The sequence below is a fragment of the Mucilaginibacter puniceus genome (assembly GCF_054783175.1).
On the sequence record NZ_BAAGRB010000001.1, the window covers coordinates 1,258,012 to 1,273,253 of the forward strand.

Annotated in this window: 16 protein-coding genes; 10 read left to right on the top strand and 6 right to left on the bottom strand. The window is 41.2% G+C overall.

Annotated elements, in window-relative coordinates:
* Window positions 1-9: 9 nt before the first annotated feature.
* The 5 genes from ACYVJ6_RS06060 (at window position 10) to ACYVJ6_RS06080 (ending at window position 5,618) form a co-directional block, all read left to right on the top strand.
* Window positions 10-1,245 carry a M16 family metallopeptidase gene (locus tag ACYVJ6_RS06060; RefSeq protein ID WP_460693133.1) on the top strand — a complete coding sequence of 412 codons (1,236 nt, stop codon included), beginning with the start codon at window positions 10-12 and terminating at the stop codon, window positions 1,243-1,245.
* Window positions 1,246-1,326: 81 nt separating this feature from the next.
* Window positions 1,327-2,607, top strand: coding sequence for a M16 family metallopeptidase (locus tag ACYVJ6_RS06065; RefSeq protein WP_460693134.1), 1,281 nt, complete (start codon window positions 1,327-1,329; stop codon window positions 2,605-2,607).
* Window positions 2,608-2,806: 199 nt separating this feature from the next.
* Window positions 2,807-4,276 (top strand): IMP dehydrogenase, encoded by a 1,470-nt coding sequence (gene guaB / locus ACYVJ6_RS06070; RefSeq protein ID WP_460693135.1) that lies wholly within the window; start codon window positions 2,807-2,809, stop codon window positions 4,274-4,276.
* 101 nt (window positions 4,277-4,377) lie between these two features.
* Complete coding sequence (locus ACYVJ6_RS06075; protein ID WP_460693136.1) at window positions 4,378-4,962, top strand: LOG family protein; 585 nt, start codon at window positions 4,378-4,380, stop codon at window positions 4,960-4,962.
* A 71-nt stretch (window positions 4,963-5,033) separates the two neighbouring features.
* Window positions 5,034-5,618, top strand: coding sequence for a porin family protein (locus tag ACYVJ6_RS06080; protein ID WP_460693137.1), 585 nt, complete (start codon window positions 5,034-5,036; stop codon window positions 5,616-5,618).
* 30 nt (window positions 5,619-5,648) lie between these two features.
* Here ACYVJ6_RS06080 and ACYVJ6_RS06085 read toward each other — a convergent pair whose 3' ends face one another.
* The 4 genes from ACYVJ6_RS06085 to ACYVJ6_RS06100 form a co-directional block, all read right to left on the bottom strand.
* Window positions 5,649-6,908 (bottom strand): nucleoside permease, encoded by a 1,260-nt coding sequence (locus ACYVJ6_RS06085; protein WP_460693138.1) that lies wholly within the window; start codon window positions 6,906-6,908, stop codon window positions 5,649-5,651.
* 161 nt (window positions 6,909-7,069) lie between these two features.
* Window positions 7,070-7,669 carry a bifunctional nuclease family protein gene (locus tag ACYVJ6_RS06090; RefSeq protein WP_460693139.1) on the bottom strand — a complete coding sequence of 200 codons (600 nt, stop codon included), beginning with the start codon at window positions 7,667-7,669 and terminating at the stop codon, window positions 7,070-7,072.
* Window positions 7,670-7,693: 24 nt separating this feature from the next.
* Window positions 7,694-8,668 (bottom strand): electron transfer flavoprotein subunit alpha/FixB family protein, encoded by a 975-nt coding sequence (locus tag ACYVJ6_RS06095; protein WP_460693140.1) that lies wholly within the window; start codon window positions 8,666-8,668, stop codon window positions 7,694-7,696.
* Between the two features lies 1 nt (window position 8,669).
* The gene (locus ACYVJ6_RS06100; protein WP_460693141.1) at window positions 8,670-9,401 is read right to left on the bottom strand and encodes an electron transfer flavoprotein subunit beta/FixA family protein; all 732 of its coding nucleotides are present in this window, start codon (window positions 9,399-9,401) and stop codon (window positions 8,670-8,672) included.
* A gap of 116 nt (window positions 9,402-9,517) precedes the next feature.
* Here ACYVJ6_RS06100 and ACYVJ6_RS06105 point away from each other — a divergent pair, with 116 nt between their 5' ends.
* The 3 genes from ACYVJ6_RS06105 (at window position 9,518) to ACYVJ6_RS06115 (ending at window position 11,703) form a co-directional block, all read left to right on the top strand.
* Window positions 9,518-9,850, top strand: coding sequence for a tetratricopeptide repeat protein (locus ACYVJ6_RS06105; RefSeq protein ID WP_460693142.1), 333 nt, complete (start codon window positions 9,518-9,520; stop codon window positions 9,848-9,850).
* Between the two features lie 129 nt (window positions 9,851-9,979).
* On the top strand, window positions 9,980-11,179 hold the full coding sequence (gene chrA, locus ACYVJ6_RS06110; RefSeq protein WP_460693143.1) for a chromate efflux transporter: 1,200 nt from the start codon (window positions 9,980-9,982) through the stop codon (window positions 11,177-11,179).
* Window positions 11,180-11,211: 32 nt separating this feature from the next.
* Window positions 11,212-11,703, top strand: coding sequence for a hypothetical protein (locus ACYVJ6_RS06115; protein WP_460693144.1), 492 nt, complete (start codon window positions 11,212-11,214; stop codon window positions 11,701-11,703).
* On the opposite strand, the gene dnaB is transcribed toward ACYVJ6_RS06115, so the two are convergent.
* A complete protein-coding gene (gene dnaB, locus ACYVJ6_RS06120) occupies window positions 11,700-13,259 on the bottom strand; it encodes a replicative DNA helicase (RefSeq protein WP_460693145.1) in 1,560 nt (519 codons plus the stop codon). The genes ACYVJ6_RS06115 and dnaB overlap by 4 nt on opposite strands.
* A 283-nt stretch (window positions 13,260-13,542) precedes the next feature.
* Here dnaB and rlmB point away from each other — a divergent pair, with 283 nt between their 5' ends.
* Entirely contained in the window at window positions 13,543-14,307 is a 765-nt protein-coding gene (gene rlmB / locus ACYVJ6_RS06125) for a 23S rRNA (guanosine(2251)-2'-O)-methyltransferase RlmB (protein ID WP_460693146.1), read from the top strand.
* Between the two features lie 53 nt (window positions 14,308-14,360).
* Here the strand turns inward: rlmB and ACYVJ6_RS06130 are convergent, their stop codons facing one another.
* Window positions 14,361-14,765, bottom strand: coding sequence for a DUF1761 domain-containing protein (locus ACYVJ6_RS06130; protein WP_460693147.1), 405 nt, complete (start codon window positions 14,763-14,765; stop codon window positions 14,361-14,363).
* A 69-nt stretch (window positions 14,766-14,834) separates the two neighbouring features.
* On the opposite strand from ACYVJ6_RS06130, the gene ACYVJ6_RS06135 reads away from it, so the two are divergent.
* A complete protein-coding gene (locus tag ACYVJ6_RS06135) occupies window positions 14,835-15,206 on the top strand; it encodes a DUF1801 domain-containing protein (protein ID WP_460693148.1) in 372 nt (123 codons plus the stop codon).
* The last annotated feature ends 36 nt before the right edge of the window (window positions 15,207-15,242 follow it).

Consider the following 15,242-nt stretch of genomic DNA (forward strand, 5'->3'; position numbering starts at 1 on the left):
TAATACTACATGGTTAAATTCAACCGATTTACGCTTGATAATGGATTACGTGTAATTGTTCACGAAGATAATACAACCCCAATGGCGGTGGTTAACATTCTGTATGATGTTGGCTCGCGCGATGAAAACCCTGATCAAACCGGCTTCGCTCATTTGTTTGAGCATTTAATGTTTGGTGGATCTGTTAATATACCCAGCTATGACGAGCCATTACAGCGCGTAGGAGGCGAAAATAATGCTTTTACCAGTAATGATATCACCAACTATTATATAACGCTTCCTTCGTCAAATTTAGAGACTGCTTTTTGGCTGGAAAGCGACCGTATGCTTAACCTTGCCTTTGACGAAAAAAGCCTGGAAACGCAACGTAGTGTAGTTATTGAAGAGTTTAAGCAACGCTATTTAAACCAGCCTTACGGCGATGTGTGGTTAAAACTGCGCCCAATGGTTTATAAAAAGCACCCCTATCAATGGGATACCATAGGCAAAAACATTGAGCATATTGCCGAAGCAAAAATGGAAGATGTAAAAGCTTTTTTTAATAAGCATTACAATCCGCAAAATGCTATAATGGTTGTAGGGGGCGATGTGAAAACGGAAGATGTAAAACTATTGGCCGAAAAATGGTTCGGTCCCATCCTGGCCGGTCAAAAATATAACCGCAACCTGCCACAGGAAGATGAGCAGCACGAAGAGCGCCGCCAAACAGTTACCGCAAAAGTGCCGTTAAATGATGTGTACATTGCTTTCCAGATGGGAAGCCGCAGGGATGCGTCTTTTCATGTGGCAGAATTATTGTCTGATATCTTATCTCGTGGACATTCATCCAGGTTATACCGCCAGTTGGTGCAGGAAAAGCAAATTTTTAGCGAAGTACATGCCTACATGACAGGAAGTATGGATAAAGGAATGTTTGTGTTTGAAGGCAAGCCCTTAGATGGCGTAACTGTGGAACAGGCCGAAGCTGCTATATGGGAAGTGCTGGAAAAAATTAAAGCCGAAGTTGTGCCGGATGATGAACTTACCAAGGTTAAAAACAAAACGGAATCGACGATGATATTCTCTGAAATGTCATTACTGGATAAAGCCATGAACCTGGCTTATTTTGAATTGCTTGGCGATGCCGATGGATTGAATCACGAAGCGGAAAAGTTTTTACAGGTTACTGCCGAGCAGATCAAAGCGGAAGCCAATAAATTATTCAGAAAAGATAATTCATCAACGTTAATATACTTAGCAGAATAAATTGTCATTTGGTCATTAAGTCATTAGTCATTGAACAGATGATAATGACCCAATGACCCAATGACCCAATGACTAAAACGAATGATAGATAGAAAATTAGCGCCTGAATTTAAAGGTATTGATAATATAAACCTGATTAAACCCGAGCATAAAAAACTGGCCAACGGCTGCGACGTTTTTTGCTTAAACTCCGGCGACCAGGAACTGGTGCGTATTGAGTGGATATTTAATAACCTGCGTTTTGATCCTGCAAAGCCATTATTAAATATGGCAGTAAATACGATGCTAACTGAAGGTACAAGCCAATTATCTGCCGCAGAAATTGCGGATAAGATAGACTTTTATGGTGCATTTTTTCAGGTTGACTATTCTTTTGACCACTCGCAGGTAACTTTATATAGTTTAAACAAGCATTTAAAAGATACGTTGCCTGTTGTTAAAGCTATTTTGACTGATAGTATATTCCCTGAAAAGGAACTGGAAACATTTGTTCGTAACCAGCAGCAAAAGCTACAGGTAAGCCTTAAAAAAAATGATGTGGTTGCCCGCCGCACTTTTAATAAGGCTTTGTATGGCGATACTATTTATGGTTTAAATACCGAATTGGATACTTATAAAACCCTGAAAAGGGAAGATATGCTGCCATTTTTTAAGCAGATGTATCAGCCATCCAACTGTACGATTTTAATAGCCGGAAAGGTGGGTCGGCAAACATTGGATCTGCTAACAGACACTTTTGATAAAGGATGGGCAAATGCTGATGAACCTGCTGATAACAGTCAGCCTGAATTAGAGCATGCTACTGAGCGTTTTTATTTTATTGAAAAGCCTGATGCATTGCAATCGGCCATACGAATGGGGATGCCTTTAATTAATCGTACACATCCTGATTTTCCGGCTTTACAGGTTTTAAATACGGTTTTAGGTGGTTACTTCGGTTCAAGGTTGATGAATAACATCCGCGAGGATAAAGGTTATACCTACGGCATAGGCTCGGGCATGAGTTCATTTAAACAAAGCGGCGCCTTATTTATAGCAACCGAAGTAGGAGCAGATGTTTGTAAAGCGGCGGTTATAGAAATTGAAAAGGAAGTAAACCTGCTTAAAACTGAGCTAATACCTGATGAGGAGTTGGAACTGGTACGTAATTATATGTTAGGCTCATTATTGGGAAGCCTGGAAAACGTATTCTCACATGCTGATAAGTTTAAAAACCTATACTTTTCAGGCATGGATTATGATTATTACGAACGCTATATCCAAACAGTAAAAACCATAACCGCACCCGAATTACAGGTGTTAGCCAATAAATATTTAAAGTTTGATGAGTTTTATAAGGTGATAGTGGGTAAATACGAGTAAACTATAAAATGTCATTTCGACGAGGAATGAGGAGAAATCTATACACACGTTAGCAGCATTGTATAGATTTCTCACTTTGTTCGAAATGACAAAGTAAATTATACCATCACCCTTTTGTAATTTCGAAATCCAACTTCCGAAATTCGAAATAATTCATTAGCTTTGCCCGGCAAATAATACCTCCAAATAATTATTTGCTATGCAGTTAGACTCATCAAAATTTGTTGCCGAAGGATTAACCTACGACGACGTTTTACTAATCCCCGCTTATTCAGAAGTTTTACCGCGCGATGTTGATACCGGTTCTTTTTTAACCAAAAAGATCAGGTTAAATATTCCGTTGGTATCTGCCGCAATGGATACTGTTACCGAGGCACAATTAGCCATTGCTATGGCCCAGGCCGGCGGTTTAGGTATGCTGCACAAAAACATGAGTATTGCCCGTCAGGCTGAAGAGGTACGTAAAGTAAAGCGTTCAGAAAGCGGCATGATACAGGACCCAATCACCCTCCATGTAGCATCAACCGTTGGCGATGCGGTTAAAATAATGCGCGAATATAAGATTGGTGGTATACCTGTTGTTGGCGAGGATAATCAATTGAAAGGTATTATTACTAACCGAGACCTTCGTTTCCAAAAGGACATGAGTAAGCCGGTGCAAGAGGTAATGACCAAAGCTGATTTGATCACTGCCCCCAAAGGAACTACCTTATCGCAAGCAGAAGAAATATTACAACAGCATAAAATTGAGAAACTACCCGTTGTTGATGCCAACGGAATATTGATCGGTTTGATCACTTTCAAGGATATCCAGAAATTTAAAAACTTTCCTAACGCCTGTAAAGACGATTTGGGCCGTTTACGTGTAGGTGCTGCCGTTGGAGTTACGCCCGATACCCTGGATAGAGTAGACGCCCTGGTAAAAGCCGGAGTAGATGTTATAGCTATTGATACGGCTCACGGCCACTCTAAAGGCGTAATTGATAAGTTAAAAGAAGTAAAGGCAAAATATCCCGATTTGCAGGTCATAGCAGGTAATGTGGCCACCGGCGACGCGGCTAAAGCTTTAGCGGATGCAGGTGCTGATGGTGTAAAAGTAGGTATTGGTCCCGGGTCAATTTGTACTACCCGTATTATTGCCGGTGTAGGCGTACCCCAACTATATGCGGTTTATGAGTGTGCCAAAGCATTACGCGGTACAGGCGTTCCGGTTATTGCTGATGGTGGTATTAAACACACAGGTGATATTGCTAAAGCTATAGCAGCTGGTGCAGGCACCATAATGGCAGGCTCGTTGTTTGCCGGTGTTGAAGAGTCGCCGGGCGAAAGCATTATTTATGAAGGTCGCCGCTTTAAATCATACCGTGGTATGGGGTCAATAGAAGCGATGGAACAGGGATCAAAAGACCGTTATTTCCAGGATGTGGAAGATGATATTAAAAAACTGGTTCCTGAAGGTATTGTGGGCCGTGTACCATACAAGGGCACATTATCTGAAGTGATCTATCAGTTTGTTGGCGGTTTACGTGCCAGCATGGGTTATTGTGGTGCAAGTAATATCGAAAGCCTGCAGCAAGCCAAATTTGTACGAATCACTTCATCAGGTATCCGCGAGTCGCATCCGCATGATATTACGATAACTAAAGAAGCGCCAAATTATACGAGGTAGAGATTAGTGGTTGGAGATTAGAGGTTAGTTAAATTGTTGTAAAATCTGTAATTTCCATTCCTAATAATACTAATCTCTAATCACTAATTAACTAATCTCTAATGCGAAGCATCTGTGTATTCTGCGGAGCCAATTATAACGGCGATCCGGTACTAAAGCAAACCGTTGAGCAATTAGCCGAAGTGATGGTTGCACGCGATATCAGTTTGATATTTGGCGGCGGGCACGTGGGCGTAATGGGTTTATTGGCTGATGCGGTACTGGCCAAAGGCGGTAAAGCCATTGGTGTTATTCCTCAATTTTTGATAGACAAGGAGGTTGGACATACCGGCTTAACCGAAATGCACGTGGTGGAGAGTATGCACCAGCGTAAGCAGTTAATGAATGACCTTTGCGATGGCATCATTATGCTGCCCGGTGGCTTTGGTACATTGGAAGAATTTTTTGAAGTTTTAACATGGTTGCAGCTTGGCCTGCATAACCATCCGATAGGGGTGTTAAACGTAAATGGCTTTTATGATTTTTTATTAAAGCAGATGGATGTAATGGTAGAGCAGCGCTTTTTAAAACCTGCAAATCGTCAACTGGTATTAACTTCTACAGATGCCATTGAATTAGTAGCCATGATGGAAAATATAGACATCAAACCCGATGATGTTTGGTTTAAAGACAGGAACTTAACTTAGCTTACAAGGTGTATACGTATTTGTTTTTTTAATAAAGTGAATCTTATATTTGTAAAAACTCAAACCTATTTATGAAAAAGATCAACTTAACCTTAGCAATGTGCTTAGCCACTGTGTATATGGCATCCGCACAAATAATTCCCAGCTTTCAATTTGGATTAAAGGGCGGTGTAAACTTAACCAGCTTATCTAAAACTGGCACTTTAAATGCTGATAACCAGGCGGGATATTTAGGCGGTATTTACGCACGTTTTGGCGCATTAGGGTTACATGTTCAGCCGGAAGCTTATCTAACCAGCAAGAACGTGAACTTTAATGATAATGGTGTAATGACCAAGGCAAAGTTTACCAGTATTGATGTACCGATTTTAGTTGGTACCAAGATTGGTGCTTTTGGTTTAGGTGCCCGTTTTTATACAGGACCGGTAGTGTCATTCGCAATTAATAAAGATCAAAGTTATAGCAACGCTGTTGGTAATATAACCAAACTTGACTATAAAAATCAAAATTATGCCTGGCAGATCGGTGCAGGTATCGATATTAGGAGTTTGTCTGTTGACCTGCGTTATGAAGCCGGTTTAAGCAAACAAACTTACGGTGCAAATTCAACTAAGATCAACCTGTTTAACCTGACTTTAGGATATAAACTGTTTTAATAACCGAAAACACATTTTCAACGCGCGGTATTAGGCGTGCTTTATAGCATTTTCTAATGCCGCGTTGTGTTTATATCTAAATACAAAAGGGAAAATCACTGCTATAACCAGGGCGTAAGCGGCAAAGCTTAACCATATGCCTTGCCAGTTTTTAGTTTGATCGGCAAGGGTAAAGTATTTATCGATAATAATACCACTAGCCAGGCTGCCAAACAATGCACCAAACCCGTTTACCATCATCATAAATACACCCTGTGCGCTGCCGCGTATTTCGGGCGATGCCTGTGTTTCTACAAATAGCGAACCTGATATATTGAAAAAATCAAAAGCCATACCGTAAACAATACATGATAAAATGATCATCCATAAACCATCTGTAGGGTTACCGTAAGCAAATAAAGCAAAGCGTAGTACCCATGCCAGCATGCTAAACAGCATTACATATTTAATTCCAAATTTGCGCAGGAAGAAAGGAATAGTAAGGATAAACAAGGTTTCAGATGCCTGAGATATAGACATTATTATAGCAGGATATTTCACCGCTATGCTGTCTTTATAAATTGCATGATTGCTAAAGTCGCCTAAAAATGCATCGCCATAGGCATTGGTTAACTGTAAAGCAGCGCCCAATAACATGGAGAATGCAAAAAATATTGCGAATCTTGGGGTTTTAAATAAGGTAAAAGCCCTTAATCCCAATACATCTACCAATAATTTTTTCTCGTTTGTGCGTAAGCGTGGCGGGCATTTGGGTAATGTAAAGGCATATATGCCTAACATCAGCGCAACAGCCGAAGCGATATAAAACTGGTTGGGCGAAGATTCGTTATGTGTTAAGCTAACGGTCCATAGCGCAGCAATAAAGCCAATAGTGCCAAAAGTGCGGATGGGAGGGTAAACCTTTACTACATCAAGCGGGACGTTTTTTAAGGCGCTGTATGCCACGGTAATGGAAAGGGATAGTGTAGGCATATAACACACCATATTAGCTAACATTATCCAAAAAAACAAAGTAGGATCTTTAACCATAGGTACACAAAACAGTACTATCGCGCCTAAAATGTGCAGTACCCCATATAGCTTTTCGGCATTTATAAATTTATCTACTATAATACCCGAAAGTGCAGGCATAAATATGGCCGAAATGCCCATGGTAGAAAATATGGCAGAGAATTGTGTAGCAGTGCCTAAATTATTATCAAACCAATAGCGGCCAATAGTAAGCAGCCAAGCTCCCCATATAAAAAACTGCATAAAATTCATCACTATTAAGCGCGACTTAATATTCATATGGGCGTGGTTTTGACTCAGTTAAAATAAAATGGAAAGTAGTTAATTATTTCGAATTTCGGATGTTCAATTTCGGATTTTGTTGCGAGAACCCAGCATATAATGATAGGCATTAATCTATGAAGGGGATAAATCCGAAATCCGATATTCGAAATCCGACATCAAGATGCTTTACGGCGGTTTAATTCATCGCGTAATTTGGCGGCTTTTTCATAAGCCTCTTCGGCTAATGCTTCCTGTAATTTGGTTTTAATTTCATCGTCGCTTAATGACGAGTAACCTGCGGCAGCTTGTGTAGGTGTAACCTCTTCGGGTGTTTCACCAATATTTTCAAGGTACACAAAATCATTGCCTTCAATTACAATTCCCGCACTCGAAAGGATAAACTCGTAAGTATAAATAGGGCAATCAAACCTAACCGCTATGGCAATAGCATCGGATGTACGTGCATCTATCTCGATGGTTTTTTTACCGTCAGAGCAAAGTAGTTTGGAGTAGAATATGCCATCTACTAAATTATAAATGATGATTTCCTGCACGGTAATATGGTAAGCCTGCGCAAAGCTTTTAAAAAGGTCATGGGTAAGCGGTCGGCTCGGGGTCATTTTCTCTATCTCGATAGCTATGGCCTGCGCCTCAAAACTGCCTATGATTATTGGTAGCCTGCGGCGGCCATTAACCTCGCCCAAAACCAAAGCATATGCACCGGATTGAGTTTGACTATAGGATAAACCCACAATATCCAGCTTTATTTTATTCATGTTATTACCCATCACCGATATCTATTAGGCTACTATTTTTTGTTTTACGGCCGCTATTAATTGCGGTACAATTTCAAACGCATCACCAACTATGCCATAATCTGCCACTTTAAAAAATGGGGCTTCGGCGTCGTTGTTTATCACTACTATATTTTTGGAGGCGCTAACACCTGCAAGGTGCTGTATAGCGCCTGAAATTCCTATTGCAATATACAAATTTGGACTGACAGAATTGCCCGTTTGACCAACATGTTCGCTGTGCGGGCGCCACCCGGCATCTGATACCGGTTTTGAACAGGCAACCGCTGCGCCTAATACTTCAGCCAGTTCCTCAATCATCTTCCAGTTTTCCGGCCCTTTTAACCCGCGCCCTGCCGAAACTATGATCTCCGCATCAGACAATGATACTTTATCGGTTGAGCGTACAATTTCCTTTAGCATAGCTTTAAAGTCAGCAGGGTTGGTATCTATGCTAAAATCTTCTATATGTACGGGTTTGTTGTTTTCGGCAATAAGATACGAGTTAGGCGTTAAGCTAATTACTTTGTTGGCTGATGTTAGTTCAACCATTGCAAATGCTTTGCCCGAAAAAACCGTTTTTTTAACCACAAATTTGCCGCCCGACTGATCGGGTAGGGCAACCGCACCTTCAGCAACTCCTGCCTGTAATTTAGCACCCAGGCGCGGCGCTAATCCACGGCCCGAAAATGTATTTGATATTACAACAATTTCCGTACCCTGCGTTTTAGCGGCTTCAGCAATTACTGAAGCGTAGGCCTGGTTAACAAAGGTTTTTAGGTTATCGGCAGATACATTTAATATTTTATCTGCACCATATTTAGCCAATTCGCCTAACTCATCGGCAGCAACGGCACCGATGGATAGCGCAATAAGATTAGTGTTATTTTGGTCAGCAACGGCACGGGCATAAGTAACCGCTTCAAAAATCGACTTTTTGAATTTGCCGTCGGTGTTTTCTGTATAGATTAAAACTGGCATATTATATCACTTTGGCTTCGGTGTGCAATAGGTCCACCAGTTGCCCGGCATCGGTTACCAATTTAACCTGCCCGCGTGGTTCAGGTAATTCATAACTCAATATTTCCTGTAAAGTATTTACTTCAACCGCTTCAACAACTGTTAAAGGTTTGGTACGTGCCGACATAATGCCCCGCATATTGGGTATTTTAGGTTCGGCTACGCCTTCGGCTGTTCCGGCTACTAAGGGTAAAGGGATGGTTAATATTTCCTTCCCGCCTTCAATTTCGCGTTCAACAATCGCCTGCCGGCCATCAATAGTTATTTTTTTGATGATAGATACTGATGGAATATCCAACAATTCGCCCAGCATACCGGCTACTTTTGAGCCATTGTAATCAATAGATTCCAGGCCGGTAAGTATCAAGTCGAATGGATTGGCTTTAACGTGTTGTGCAATCTGATTAGCTACAAACCAGGCATCATGCGGGTTTGCATTAATGCGTACCGCATCGTCAGCGCCAATGGCCAGGGCTTTGCGTATAGTAGGTTCTGTATGGGCTTCGCCTACATGTATTACCGTAACTGTTCCTTTGCCGCCTTCGGTTAGCTCAATGGCACGGGCAAGGGCTATCTCGTCATAAGGGTTTATGATGAATTGCACCCCATTTGTATTAAATTGGGTGTTATTAGCGGTAAAAGTTATTTTTGTGGTGGTATCCGGAACATTACTTATGCATACCAAAATTTTCATAGTGCAAATCGTTCTTTAATGATAATGAAGGTATACAGTGATAAATTGTTTTATATTGTTTCAATTGTAATTGACGGATGCAAATTTAGTTAAAAAAGAGAGAGTTTAAAATGGAGATGAACAGATTAGCCAAGCTGCTGGAGTTTATACAAAATGAACCTAATGACGAATTTTTAAAATATGCGCTGGCAACTGAGTATCTGCGTTTAAATGAAACAGATAAGGCTTTAAGCTATTATGAGGACCTGGTAGACAACCACCCAACCTATACCGGTACCTATTACCATTTAGGTAAATTGTACGAAGCATTAAATCGTAAGGATGATGCGGTAAAGATATATGAGAAGGGGATGGAAATAACTAAACAAAAGCGCGATAACCACGCTTTTGCCGAATTGCAGACGGTATACCGCGAGGCAATTGGTTATGATGAGGATGACGATTATTAAAAGGATAATCTGGGTTGTGCGATTCCCCTCTTGAGAGGGGCGTAGGGGTGTGTTTGTCGAATAACCCACCCCTGCCATTGCACAATCCAACGCACCCCCTCCAAGGAGGGGAACTATAAACATATAAGTTTGAAAAAACGCGATTTTCTTTTCATGCGGGATGCTTTGCTGTACACCTTTAGTGCAGTAGGCGGTCCGCAGGCGCATATAGCTATTTTGCTGCGCGAATTTGTAGAGAAACGCGGCTATATTACCGAAGAGGAGCTGATGGAGTTAAATGCCCTGGCGCAGATATTGCCTGGTCCCTCGTCAACCCAAACTTTAATTGGCATTGCCTGGAAGGTAGGCGGCGTGCGCCTGGCCATTATCACCTTTTTAATATGGGTTTTGCCATCGGCAACCATTATGGGTTTGGCAGCTATTAGCTATAAAATGTTTGCCAATCATGATAAGGTTACGGATGTTTTACGGTTTATACAGCCTATAGCTTTGGGTATTGTAGCCTACGCCACCTATACGTTCGCTATGCGGTTTGTAGTATCGCGTACCAGTACTATGCTGGCTATCGGCTCATTGATAGTTACGCTGATCTTACAAAATCCCTATGCTTTTCCTATTCTGATCTTATTAGGCGGCATCATATCATCAGCCTTAGAAACTCAACCGCAGGAAAACGAGCTGCGGGTTAAGCTTTTTGCCAATACCAACCCTAATAAGGTGGCTTACTTTTTGGGTATTTTGCTGGCTTTTGCGGCTTTGGGTGCGGTTGTTAACCGTACATCGCCGTTTAGTTTGCCTATACGTTTGTTTGAGAATTTTTACCGCAATGGTATACTCATATTTGGCGGGGGGCAGGTGTTAGTGCCATTGATGTACACCGAGTTTGTGGAGGTGAAACAATACCTCACCAGTTCCGAGTTCCTGTCGGGATACGCCTTGCAGCAGGCTTTACCGGGTCCTACATTCTCATTTACTTCTTTTTTAGGGGGGATGGCATTAGGTAATAACGGTTACAGTATATGGGGACAAGTATTAGGTAGTGTCATAGCTGTAATAGGTATTAACCTGCCGGGATTGATACTGATATTATTCATCGTGCCGTTTTGGAACGACCTGAAAAAAATAACCCGTATCAAAAACTCGTTAAGCGGTATCAACGCTGTGGCAGTAGGTTTTATGGCGACTGCTTTTATACTCATGGTACGCCCCTTTTATAATGATTGGCTGGCCTATGTAATTATGATAGCCGCATTCCTATTGCTTAAATTTACCAAAATAAAAACCCCGATAGTGATATTGATAGGAGTGGTATTGGGGTTAATATTTTAATTTAATGTTTGTATTAAACTCGATAAAGCAAAATGAAAGGCTACAAAAAGTTTAGAGGATTAAAAAGATATTATTTAAACCTTCCTACTGAAAATGATCTCGACAAGATAGATTTCTTTGATTTTGCCAAACCAGAATCATGGCCAAAAGATTGGCACATACATTTCGATTGGTATGGTTTTGGAAATAATAACTTTAAGAAAAGGAAACCTCACTTAGATAAATTATTTCGACATTTCGATATGATTAGTGAAAAAACTAAAGATTCAAATAGTAGAGATTTTCAATTATATGCAATACTGCTTGACAATGATAGTGCACATGATGCGCTATTTTTTCATACTCCAAACGTAAACAATGATCAATTTCAATTCAAAGTTTCAGACTTGCAATTAACATCCACATTGAAAAATAAACCATTAAACGATTATATTGATAATCTGGCCGGCTATGAAAAGCTATATGGACAAGCTGATGAAGCGTTTTGTTTAATATTTAAAAAGAATATTGGGCAGTCATTTTAAAACGGTGGTTCATCATCAATATCATCCATACGTGATGGACGAATAATAAAGTTGCTCGGCTTATCAAAATCTTGTGATGGGGCTAAACCTGCAAACGGACTTGCCGCATCCGGGAATGAGTCGCCTTGGTCCAGATCCTGGAACTTAACGTATTTGCCCACAAATTTCAGGCGTACCCTGCCGGTTTCACCGTTACGGTGCTTGGCTATGATTACCTCGCCAACGCCTTGTGTTGGGTTGTTATCTTCGTCTACATCCAAACCGTAATACTCCGGCCTGTACAGGAACAATACCATATCCGCATCCTGCTCAATAGAACCCGACTCACGTAAATCTGAAAGCATTGGCCTTTTTGAACCACCCGGGCGACTCTCCACCGCACGGCTTAACTGCGATAGGGCAATAACCGGCACATTCAATTCTTTAGCTACCGATTTTAGAGCTCTTGATATACTACCAATTTCCTGCTCACGGTTACCGCCACCTTTGCCATCGGCGCTTTTGCCCTGCATCAATTGCAGGTAATCGATGATGATCAACTGGATATCATGCTGTGATTTTAAACGGCGGCATTTAGCACGAAACTCAAATATATTTAGCGCAGGGGTATCATCAATAATTAACGGGGCCTGCTCCAAACGCCCAATTTTCGAGTGTATCTGCTGCCATTCCCATTCCTCTAAAGTTCCCTTACGTATTTTTTCTTGCTCAATTTCGGTCTCACCGGATATTAAACGATTAACCAACTGTACAGACGACATCTCCAGCGAGAAAACCACAACAGGTTTTGCAAAATCAACAGCGGCATTACGGGCGCAGGTTAGTACAAACGCTGTTTTACCCATTGCAGGGCGAGCCGCGACGATTACCAGGTCAGATTTCTGCCAGCCCGAGGTCATGCGGTCCAGATCAGTAAAGCCTGATGCTATACCTGTTAGGCCGTCTTTTTTATCTTTTAATGCTTCAATTTCCTTTAACGTCTCATGCAAAAGGTCATCCATCTTGCGCGAATCGCGACGAAGGTTGTTTTGAGCGATATCAAACAGGTTTTTCTCTGCTTTATCTAACAGGTCCAAAACATCGGTAGTGTCCTCATAGGCACTATTTATGACCTCTGTGGATATACGTATCAGCTCGCGCTGGATAAATTTTTGGATAATGATACGCGAGTGGTACTCAATATTGGCAGCAGAAGCAACACGGTTGGTCAACTCGGTAATGTAATAAGCACCACCAATCATTTCCAGTTCGCCCTGGCTGCGTAATTGCGCGGTAACAGTTAATATATCCACCGGCGATGTTTTTTCAAACAATACACGGATAGCGTTAAATATCTTTTTATGATTATCCCTGTAAAATACTTCAGGGTTAAGTATATCAATTACTGATGATAATGCATCCTTTTCCAACATCAACGCACCTAAAACTGCCTCTTCCAGATCTGTTGCCTGTGGGGGTAATTTGCCAAGTCCGCTGTAAGGTGTAGGGTTGGTTATCCGGCTTCTACGTTCGTTAGTATTCGGCTTGTTATAAGGGGTGTCATTCTCAAAAGTCATACAAACAAAAATATACAAATTCGTCGCCCATTCAGCAAAAAATGCTCAACATATTATTTAGGCAGGGCTTATTTTTATGTTAATTTGCCATTCATAATTCACATTGCAGTGTTAACAAAATGTTGGTATATAAATAACGCTGCTGATGGTCAAAAAGTTATATCCCTGTTGATAAAGATTGGTTTTGTTAATTAAATAAAAAAACCAAAAGGCACATTTAGTACAATAACCGCTAAATCAATTAATATAGCTACTTTTGTTCCCTTATAAAATAGTTTAAAAAATGGCCTATAATTCAAGAGAGCCCCGCGAAAGTAACCAGGTAGTATTTGGCATACGTGCAGTAGTGGAGGCTATCCGTTCCGGTAAAGAGATCGAATCTTTATACATACAACGTGGCATTGGCGGTGGTTTGCTCAATGAATTAAAAGACCTGCTGAATGAATACCAGATAGTAGCGCAACAAGTACCGGTAGAGAAGCTGAACCGCATCACGATGAAGAACCACCAGGGGGTTATTGCTTTTATATCGCCTATTACCTATCAAAAGGTAGAGGATATCATCCCCACCATTTACGAAAAAGGAGAGGTACCTTTGATATTGGTGCTGGATTCAATTACCGATGTACGCAACATGGGTGCCATTGCCCGTACTGCCGAATGCTGTGGTGTACATGCCATTGTTGTCCCTGCTAAAGGATCGGCACAGGTTAACCCGGATGCTATTAAAACATCCGCGGGAGCATTATATAAAATACCCGTTTGCCGCCATGACAACTTTATGCAAACGGTTAAGTTTTTGCAGGAGTCGGGCCTGCAACTGGTTTGTTGTACAGAAAAAACGCAAGAGTTTATTTACAAACCCGACTATACCGCGCCAACCGCCATCATTATGGGATCGGAAGAGGACGGCGTACGCAACGATATCATCCGCATAGCCGACCACCTGGCCAAAATACCTATGTATGGCGAGATTGAATCGCTAAATGTATCGGTAGCGACAGGAGTTATTTTGTATGAGGCTATCCGCCAAAGGCGGAGTGATTAGAGATCAGTTAATTAGAGATTAGTTACTAATCACTATTCTCTAATCACCAATCACTAACGCCACGCCCCCAAAATAGCACCCATTACCACTAACGAAACAATACTATAGCCGCCATTTATAAAGATATGGCGCCAGCTTCTTTGCTCAAAGATGCTATGTGTAGCTATGGCGCAAAATGTCCATATACCGGCTAAAAAGCCTGCGGTTGCACCCCATGAGGTGGTGGTAGTTGGCTCGGCTAAAAAAGCGGCCAGGTTGGCTGCAGCAATTAATGAAAATACTGCTGTAAAACCAAAGGTTTTTGCCATGTTTGATTTTTCAATTTGTTCCTGGCTAAGGTTGCTGTCTTTCATCCAGGCGGTGCCAAATACAGATGGGTTATACCATACGCCGCCAATAGCGAAGCTTGATAAGGCCGCTACTAAAACAGCAAGCCAGTTGATTAGTGATGGGTCCATAATTAGGTGAAGTTTAAGTTTGTTTAATTAAATTTACAAAGTATTGATTAATAAAACAATAGCTATATAATGATAACCCTATTGGATAACTTTTACCTGCAGCAAAATGAGCCTTATCGCGGTTGTATGCTGGCTTTACGGGATATTATTTTAAAGCAGGATGCCGCTATTACCCAGGAGTGGAAATACGGTATGCCGTTTTTTTGTTATAAGGGAAAGATGTTCTGTTATTTCTGGACTAAGAAAGCCACAGGCGAGTTTTATATGGGTTTTGTAGAGGGTAAACACCTTCACCACCCGGAATTAATTGCAGGGGACAGATCAAGAATTAAAATATTGCCTATTGATCCCGAAGGAGACCTGCCTGTTGGATTGATAGAGGATATTATTCACCATGCAATAGGGTTGTATAAGATGGGGGTAATAAAAACTAAAAAATAAAGCGTCATTGCGAGGAACGAAGCAATCTCTGCACTT